This is a genomic window from Burkholderia sp. E168m23 (genome assembly GCF_016586125.1).
Lineage (GTDB): Bacteria > Pseudomonadota > Gammaproteobacteria > Burkholderiales > Burkholderiaceae > Burkholderia > Burkholderia orbicola.
In genome coordinates this window covers 1-7859 of sequence record NZ_BCPP01000239.1, presented here as the reverse complement: position 1 = coordinate 7859, position 7859 = coordinate 1, and the positions used below count along the sequence as shown (strand labels likewise).

General features: G+C 68.3%; 8 protein-coding genes and 2 pseudogenes. 8 read left to right on the top strand and 2 right to left on the bottom strand.

Annotated features, from left to right (window positions below; genetic code table 11):
* The 3 genes and pseudogenes from JMF90_RS14540 to JMF90_RS14530 all read left to right on the top strand — a co-directional run.
* A pseudogene (locus JMF90_RS14540) lies at positions 1 to 606 on the top strand (ABC transporter permease); the annotation flags it as partial.
* 113 nt (positions 607 to 719) lie between these two features.
* A complete protein-coding gene (locus JMF90_RS14535) occupies positions 720 to 1157 on the top strand; it encodes a hypothetical protein (protein WP_077180213.1) in 438 nt (145 codons plus the stop codon).
* A 216-nt stretch (positions 1158 to 1373) separates the two neighbouring features.
* The gene (locus JMF90_RS14530; protein ID WP_006497261.1) at positions 1374 to 1586 is read left to right on the top strand and encodes a hypothetical protein; all 213 of its coding nucleotides are present in this window, start codon (positions 1374 to 1376) and stop codon (positions 1584 to 1586) included.
* Between the two features lie 215 nt (positions 1587 to 1801).
* On the opposite strand, the gene JMF90_RS14525 is transcribed toward JMF90_RS14530, so the two are convergent.
* Positions 1802 to 2767, bottom strand: a complete 966-nt coding sequence (locus JMF90_RS14525; RefSeq protein WP_125380665.1) for a D-2-hydroxyacid dehydrogenase — start codon at positions 2765 to 2767, stop codon at positions 1802 to 1804.
* A gap of 259 nt (positions 2768 to 3026) precedes the next feature.
* On the opposite strand from JMF90_RS14525, the gene JMF90_RS14520 reads away from it, so the two are divergent.
* From JMF90_RS14520 to JMF90_RS14500, 5 genes are all read left to right on the top strand, one after another.
* Complete coding sequence (locus JMF90_RS14520; protein ID WP_077180226.1) at positions 3027 to 4217, top strand: CaiB/BaiF CoA-transferase family protein; 1191 nt, start codon at positions 3027 to 3029, stop codon at positions 4215 to 4217.
* Between the two features lie 21 nt (positions 4218 to 4238).
* Entirely contained in the window at positions 4239 to 5201 is a 963-nt protein-coding gene (locus tag JMF90_RS14515; RefSeq protein WP_077180214.1) for a hydroxymethylglutaryl-CoA lyase, read from the top strand.
* A 34-nt stretch (positions 5202 to 5235) separates the two neighbouring features.
* Positions 5236 to 5619 carry a VOC family protein gene (locus JMF90_RS14510; RefSeq protein WP_023475950.1) on the top strand — a complete coding sequence of 128 codons (384 nt, stop codon included), beginning with the start codon at positions 5236 to 5238 and terminating at the stop codon, positions 5617 to 5619.
* 226 nt (positions 5620 to 5845) lie between these two features.
* Positions 5846 to 6673, top strand: coding sequence for an alpha/beta hydrolase (locus JMF90_RS14505; RefSeq protein ID WP_077180216.1), 828 nt, complete (start codon positions 5846 to 5848; stop codon positions 6671 to 6673).
* A 95-nt stretch (positions 6674 to 6768) separates the two neighbouring features.
* Positions 6769 to 7662 (top strand): LysR family transcriptional regulator, encoded by an 894-nt coding sequence (locus JMF90_RS14500; RefSeq protein WP_201316940.1) that lies wholly within the window; start codon positions 6769 to 6771, stop codon positions 7660 to 7662.
* 57 nt (positions 7663 to 7719) lie between these two features.
* Here the strand turns inward: JMF90_RS14500 and JMF90_RS14495 are convergent.
* A pseudogene (locus JMF90_RS14495) lies at positions 7720 to 7859 on the bottom strand (MFS transporter); the annotation flags it as partial.

Genomic DNA, 7859 nt, shown 5'->3' with positions numbered 1-7859 from the left:
CGCGGTCGTGCTGCTGTCGATCGCGCTCGGCGTGCCGGCGCGTATGCGCTCGCGCGCGTGCAGTTCCGCGGCAAGCGCTTCGCGCTGCTGGTGTTCCTGCTGCCGCTGATGGTGCCGCCCGTCACGTACGGGATTCCGATGGCGACGGTGATGTACAAGATCGGGCTCGCGGGCACGCTGCCGGGCGTGATCCTCGCGAACCTGGTGCCGGCGCTGCCGTTCGTGATCCTCGTGATGACGCCGTTCATCGAACAGATCGATCCGAACCTCGAAGCGGCCGCGCGCATCTTCGGCGCGAACACGTGGCGCTATTTCCGCTACGTGCTGCTGCCGCTGCTGGTGCCCGGCATGCTCGCGGCCGGGCTGCTCGTGCTGGTGCGCACGATCGGGATGTTCGAGCTGACGTTCTTCACCGCGGGCCCGAGCACGCAGACGCTCGTCGTCGCGCTGTATTACGCGGTGTTCTCGACCGGCGTGCGCGCGCCGCAGTCGATCGACGCGATGGCGATGATCTACATGGCCATCACGCTCGTGTGGGTCGTGATCGCGCTGCAGTTCGTCAGTCCGACGCAGCTCGTGAGCCGCGTGAAGCAGGAACGGCAGTAGGCGAGGGCGGCAACGGACGCGCCAGGCCGCCGTGCAATTGGTTACAAATGGATACCGCGCACGACGCGCGGACGTTGCAGACTACGCGGCGTTCACCCGATCGACAGATATCCATGAAGTTTCACACGTTGCTGATACTCGCCGGGGCTTCGACGCTGCTGGCCGCCTGCAATCTGCTTCACGACGGTCCCGGATCGAGCGACGTCGACGCCGCCGTGCGCCGCGCGCTCGAAGCGGAAAACCACGGCGGGCTGAACGCGCTGTTCGGCCAGCCGTTGCCCGTGTCGGCGGACGTCGTGTCGGCGAAACCCGACGGCGACTGCAAGAAGCTCGGCGATCGCACGTATTCGTGCGACGTCGTGGTCACGTGGCGCAATGCCGATTACTCGCCGTCGCGCGCGAACCTGACCTTCGTGAAGGCGGCCGACGGCGCGTGGCAGACGTCGGGCGTCGACGCGGCGCTCGTGACGGGCACCGCGAAGTCGCTGATCGACCATATCGGCAAGGCCTGGCCGGGCAATGCGGCGAGCGGCGCGTCGGCGCCGGAGTGACGCAGTGGGCCAGTGACGCGCCGGCCACCGGCAAGCCCTCGTTCCGTTCCTCGTGCAGGCGGCCCCATTCGTACGGGCCACGCCGCCCGCTTTTTCGATAAAAGGGCGCAAGCACTTGTCTTATCTCGTTTGACCCCATCCTCGGTATGCGGGCAGGGCTATAGGGAAAACCCTTATCTCAAGGTATAATTCCGGCCATGAGAGAAAGGTCATACCATGCCTGAACGTTTCCAAACCCTTGAAAAATTTGTGTTTTCCCTCGTCGTGATGTCCGCCGTCGTGTGCTCGGCCTTCCTCGCGTACGAGCGTCATCCCGAGATTAAGATCGCGCTGCACGAAGGCGAAGCGCTGATGCGCGAGAGCGCCAAGTACTCGGTCATCTGCTCGCCGTCCAAGGTCGACCCTTGCGTCGAGATGTCCGCATACTGAGCGGCTTGACTGAGCGGCTTTTCCGCCTTTCGGACTTGCCCTACATCACTGCCGGCCTGAATGCCTTAAAGTCGCGTCCACCAGGTATTCAGAAACCGGCCGCAAGATAGGGCGGATGCACGAACCCGTTACGTGCCGAGTCGCTGGCGTAAGCAGCCCCGCATTCAGCCGGCCCCGCTTCGAGCAATCGAGCGGGGCCGTTCTGTTGGTGCGTGTCACACGACGTGCCGCGGTTCACCACCGGCGAACGCGGCGATGTTGTCCACGAGCTGATCGGCCAGCGCCTGCATCGCCTCGTCGCTCGCCCACGCGACGTGCGGCGTCAGGATGAACGCCGGATGCGACAGGATCGCGTGAAACGGATGCGCGGCCGGCAGCGGCTCCTGCGTGACCACGTCGAACCCCGCGCCGGAGATTCGCCCCGACTGCAACGCATCGACGAGCGCGCTTTCGTCCACGAGCCCGCCGCGCGCGGTATTGATCAGCAGCGGCCGGCGCGCCATCCGCGCAAACGCGTGTGCGTCGATCAGGTGCCGCGTGGCCGGCGTGAGCGGGCAGTGCAGCGTGATCACGTCGCTGTCGCGCAGCAGCGTGTCGAGCGGCGCATGACCGTCGCCCGATGTGTCGCCGTGCGCCGCGAACAGCACCCGCATGTCGAGCGCACGCGCGATGGCGGCCACCGCGCGCCCGAGCACGCCGTCGCCGACGATCCCGAGCGTCGAACCGGCCAGGTCGCGAATCGGGTGGTCGAAGAAGCAGAACTGTCCGCTGTCGAGCCAGCGCCCCGCGCGCACCGCGTCGCGATAAGCGACGAGGCTGCGCCGCAGCGCGAAGATCAGCGCGAACGTGTGCTCGGGCACCGTACGCACCGCATAGCCGCGAATATTGCTCACGACGATCCCGCGTGCCGCACAGGTATCGAGATCGACGATGTCCGTGCCGGTCGCGGCGATCGCGATCATCCGCAACGGCCGCGCGGCGGCGAGGGCCGCCGCGTCGAGCCGCACCTTGTTGGTCACGACGATGTCCGCGTCGCGGATGCGCGCCGCGACCTCGTGTGCGGCGGTTCGGTCGAATGTCTGCACTACGTGCGGGAACGGAAACGGCTTCAGCCCGGTCTGCGGCGACAGCGTCGCGCGGTCGAGGAACACGATCTTCGCGGGAGCGGAAACGGAAAACATGGCGGGTCTCGCTGGCAGGCGCCCGGTGGCGCGGAACGGCTTCGATTCTGCCGGCGGCGCGTGCGCCATCGTTTGATCGTTGCGCGAGCGGGCTTTCCCGCAAGGAAAGGCAGAGGCTCGCTACGTGACCGACGCCAGGCTCGCATCGACGGCCGCCTTTCCGTTTCGGAAAGGCGGGTTGACCATCGATCGATTTTCGCCGGGCGCGAACGCCGTCATGATCGCCGTCATCGACAACACGCTTTCATCGGAGACAGTCATGACACGCCCCCTGGACGGCATCCGCGTGCTGGAGCTTGGCCAACTGATCGCCGGGCCGTTCGCGGGCCGGATGCTCGCCGAATTCGGCGCGGACGTCATCAAGGTCGAGCCGCCGGGCGTCGGCGATCCGCTGCGCAAATGGCGGCTGCTGCACGACGGCACGTCGGTCTGGTGGGCCGCGCAGTCGCGCAACAAGACCTCGCTCACGCTCGACCTGCGCACGCCCGAAGGGCAGGACGTCGTACGCCGCCTCGTCGCCGACACCGACGTGCTGATCGAAAACTTCCGACCCGGCACGCTCGAAGGCTGGGGGCTCGGCTGGGACGCACTGTCCGCGATCAATCCGGGGCTCGTGATGCTGCGCGTGTCGGGCTTCGGGCAAACGGGCCCGTATCGCGACCGGCCCGGCTTCGGCGTGATCGCCGAAGCGATGGGCGGCCTGCGCCACCTGACCGGCGAGCCGGGCCGCACGCCGGTGCGCGTCGGCATCTCGCTCGGCGATTCGCTGTCGGCGCTGCATGGCGTGATCGGCGTGCTGCTGGCGTTGCGGCATCGCGAACAGCAGGGCGGCAAGGGGCAGGTCGTCGACGTCGCGCTGTACGAATCGGTGTTCAACATGATGGAAAGCCTGCTGCCCGAATATGCGGCGTTCGGTGCGATACGCGAGCCGGCCGGCAGCAGCCTGCCGGGCATCGCGCCGACCAACGCGTACCGTTGCCGCGACGGCCGGTACGCGCTGATCGCCGGCAACGGCGACAGCATCTTCCGGCGCCTGATGGAACTGATCGGCCGCCCCGATCTGGGCAACGATCCGGCGCTCGCCCACAACGACGGGCGCGTCGCGCAGGTCGCGCGCATCGATGTGGCGATCGGCGAGTGGAGCGCCCGCCACGACCTCGACGACGTACTCGCCGCGCTGAACGACGCGCGCATTCCGTCCGGACGCATCTACGACGTGGCCGACATCGCGGCCGATCCGCACTACCGTGCGCGCGACATGATCGTCGACGCCGCGCTGCCCGACGGCACGCCCGTGCTGGTGCCGGGCATCGTGCCGAAACTCGACGCGACGCCCGGGCGCATCGAGCGACCGGCGCCCGCGCTCGGCGCCGATACCGATGCGGTCCTCGAATCGCTCGGCATCGATGCGGCGACGCGCGACGACTGGCGCACGCGCGGCGTGATCTGACACAACCATCGGGACGAACCCATGAACCGGCATCCGCAACGACTCCATATCCACGAAGTCGCGACCCGCGACGGTTTCCAGAACGAGGCCGCGTTCGTCGACACCGACGACAAGATCGCGCTCGTCGACGCGCTGAGCGCCTGCGGCTACGCGAAGATCGAGGTCACGTCGTTCACGTCGCCGAAGGCGATTCCCGCGCTGCGCGACGCGGAAGCCGTGATGCACGGCATCGTGCGCGCGCCGGGCGTCGTCTATACGGTGCTCGTGCCGAACGTGCGCGGCGCCGAGCGCGCGCTGTCGTGCGGCGTCGACGAGGTGAACCTCGTGATGTCGATGAGCGAGAGCCACAACCGCGCGAACCTGCAGATGACGCGCGAGCAGTCGTTCGCGCAGTTGCGCGACGTGATCGACACGGTGCGCGGCACGGGTGTCGCGATCAACGTGTCGCTGTCGACCGCGATGGGCTGCCCGATGGAAGGCGACGTGTCGGCAGAAACGGTGCTCGCGTGGATGCAGCGCTTCGCGGATCTCGGCGTGCACGGCTTCACGCTGTGCGACACGACCGGCATGGCGTTTCCGTCGCAGGTGCGCGATCTGTCGCGCCGCGCTCGCGAGCGCTTCGGCGCGCTGCAGCTCACGCTGCACTTCCACAACACGCGCGGGATGGCGCTCGCGAACACGCTCGCGGCGCTCGACGCCGGCATCGACCGCTTCGACGCGTCGCTCGGCGGGCTCGGCGGCTGCCCGTACGCGCCGGGCGCGACCGGCAACGCGTGCACCGAGGAACTGGTGCACATGCTCGAGCTCGACGGCTACGATACGGGCATCGATCTTGCGGCCGTGCTCGCCGCGTCGGCGCGGCTGCCTGCGCTGATCGGGCACGACGTGCCGAGCCAGATCCTGAAGGCCGGGCGCCGCTCCGACCTTCATCCGCCGCCGCGCGCCGACGCCGGCGACATGCCCGCGCAACGCGCTTTCTCGTGAATCGTGAACCCCAACAGGAACAGGAGGGAATTCCATGACGCTGATCGACCATCTCGATCATCTCGTGCTGACCTGCGTCGATCCGGAACGGACGAAGCATTTCTACACCGAGGTGCTGCAGATGCAACTCGAAACCTTCGGCGCGGGCCGGCTCGCGTTCCGTTTCGGGAACCAGAAGATCAACCTCCACGTGCGCGGCGCGGAATTCGAGCCGAAAGCGCATGTGCCGGTACCGGGCGCGCTCGACCTGTGCTTCATCGCGTCGGTTCCGCTCGACGACGTGATCGCGCACCTGCGGCGCGTCGACTGGCCGATCGTGGAAGGGCCCGTCGAACGCACGGGCGCGACACAGAAGATTCGTTCGGTCTACGTGCGCGATCCCGACCTGAACCTGATCGAAATCTCCGAGCTGATCTGACGTGCCGGGTGCGGCCGCCTGCACGAGCACCCGCACGCTGCGCGCCCGGCGCCACAGTCCTTCGCCGAAAGCGGACAGGCACGCGCCGCGCCCGCCGATTCCGGATAGCCGTGCGCGGCCGCGCCGCGGATAATGGCGCAACGGCGTCGGCCCGGCCGCCGCCTTCGTCGCGCGCACGGCGCCAACCTGCCGCGCGCATCCGCAACCCGATCCGGGCGATTCCCCAATGACGATCCTCTATCGCGGCATGGACCGCGCGGCGCTCGACGCCGCGTACCTGAACACGAAGGCTGTTCCCGATTTCCCCGCGTTGCTCGCGTCATGCCAGGCGCGCAGCGCAGCGCTGTATGCCGCGACGCCCGGCCGCCGCGACCTGCGCTACGGCGCGCAACCCGCGCAGCGCTTCGACTGGCTGCCGTGCGGGCAGCCCGACGCGCCGCTGTTCGTGTTCATCCACGGCGGCTACTGGCAGCACTGCACGAAAGAGGATTTCGCGTATGCGGCGAGCGGGCCGCTCGCGCGCGGCTACGACGTCGTGCTCGCCGAATACACGCTCGCGCCGGTTGCGACGATGACCGATATCGTCGGCGAGATCGGCGCGCTGCTCGACCATCTCGCGGCCGACCGCGACGGCCTTGGTATCGCGGGGCGGCCGATTCACCTGAGCGGCCATTCGGCGGGCGGCCACCTGACGGCGCTGCATCGCGCGCATCCGGCCGTCGCATCGGCGCTTGCGATCAGCCCGCTCGTCGATCTCGAACCGATCGCGCTGTGCTGCCTGAACGACAAACTGCAGCTCACCGCACACGAGGTCGACGCATACAGTCCGCTGCATCACATCGAGCCCGGCGCCCCGACCGTCGTGGCGGTCGGCGATGCGGAACTGCCCGAACTCATCCGGCAGGCAGACGAATACGCAACCGCGTGCGAAGCCGCCGGCGAGCGAATCGCCCGCACGTGGCTGCCCGGCATGCAGCACTTCGCGGTGCTCGACGATCTCGCGACGCCCGACGGCGCGATGCTCGCCGCATTGCATGCGATCGCGCCGCGCTAGCCATCCCATATCGCACACGCACGGCCGGGCGTATGATCGGCGTCAGACCGGCACGATGACGACGTACGCTCACACGGCCCTCCAGGACCCCCGACATGGTGAACCCGCTTCATTTCGATCTGCAGTCGCTGCGCGTGTTCGCGCTCGTCGCCGAGCACGGCAGCCTGACGAAGGCGGCCGAACACGGCCAGCTCACGCTGTCCGCAGTCAGCAAACGCATCGCCGAACTCGAAAGCGTGACCGGCAGCGCACTGTTCGTCCGGCATGCGCGCGGCGTCGAGCTGACGCCCGCGGGCCGCGCACTGCTCGATCATGCGGCGAAGGTGATCGAGCAGGTCAACCGGATGGCGCACGAGATGAGCGACTACGTCGCCGGCGTGCGCGGCCATATCCACGTCTGGACCAACACGTCCGCGATCGTCCAGTTCCTGCCCGCCGATCTCGCCGCGTTCCTCACCGACAACCCCGGCATCAAGGTCAGCCTCGAGGAGCGGCTGAGTCACGAGATCGTCGACGCGCTCGCGTCGGGCAAGGCCGATCTCGGCGTATTCGCCGACAACGTGCCGGCGCCCGGCATCGAACGACGGCTGTACCGGCGCGACGAGCTCGTGCTGCTCGTGCCGCGCACGCACCGGTTCGCCGCGCGCGAGCGCATCCGCTTCGCGGATACGCTCGACGAGGACTACGTGGGCTTGAGCGACGGCAGCTCGCTGCTCGCGCGGATGACCGACGCCGCGTTCGCGGCCGAGCGCTCGCTGAAGCTGCGAATCCAGGTATCGAATTTCGATGGCGTGAGCCGGATGATCGAGGCGGGGCTCGGCGTCGGCGTGCTGCCGCGCGATGCGGTGACCGGCGAGCGTGCGGCGCGGCTCGGTGTCGTGAAACTCGACGACGCGTGGGCGACGCGCACGCTGTGGGTCGGCGTGAAGGCGGGTAGCGTGCTGACGACCGACGTCGCGAAGCTGTTCGATTTCATGTCGGCGCGGTGAATGCGAGGCAACGCGACGCACGGGTGCGGCTCCGTGCGCCCCGTGCCGATCGCCGCGTCAAACCGGATTGATCTCGTCCTGACTGCGCCGCGTGGTCAGCGGCCCGAGCACGCGCAGCGTGACGGCGACGATGCCGAGTGCGACCGAGATCACGCCGAACATCGCGCCCGCGCCGTAGTGGCCGAGCACCGGCAGCA

Excerpts from the sequence above, each read along its gene's own strand:
- JMF90_RS14535 (WP_077180213.1), top strand. The coding sequence starts at position 720 with ATGAAGTTTCACACGTTGCTGATACTCGCCGGGGCTTCGACGCTGCTG.
- JMF90_RS14530 (WP_006497261.1), top strand. The coding sequence starts at position 1,374 with ATGCCTGAACGTTTCCAAACCCTTGAAAAATTTGTGTTTTCCCTCGTC.
- JMF90_RS14525 (WP_125380665.1), bottom strand. The coding sequence starts at position 2,767 with ATGTTTTCCGTTTCCGCTCCCGCGAAGATCGTGTTCCTCGACCGCGCG.
- JMF90_RS14520 (WP_077180226.1), top strand. The coding sequence starts at position 3,027 with ATGACACGCCCCCTGGACGGCATCCGCGTGCTGGAGCTTGGCCAACTG.
- JMF90_RS14515 (WP_077180214.1), top strand. The coding sequence starts at position 4,239 with ATGAACCGGCATCCGCAACGACTCCATATCCACGAAGTCGCGACCCGC.
- JMF90_RS14510 (WP_023475950.1), top strand. The coding sequence starts at position 5,236 with ATGACGCTGATCGACCATCTCGATCATCTCGTGCTGACCTGCGTCGAT.
- JMF90_RS14505 (WP_077180216.1), top strand. The coding sequence starts at position 5,846 with ATGACGATCCTCTATCGCGGCATGGACCGCGCGGCGCTCGACGCCGCG.
- JMF90_RS14500 (WP_201316940.1), top strand. The coding sequence starts at position 6,769 with ATGGTGAACCCGCTTCATTTCGATCTGCAGTCGCTGCGCGTGTTCGCG.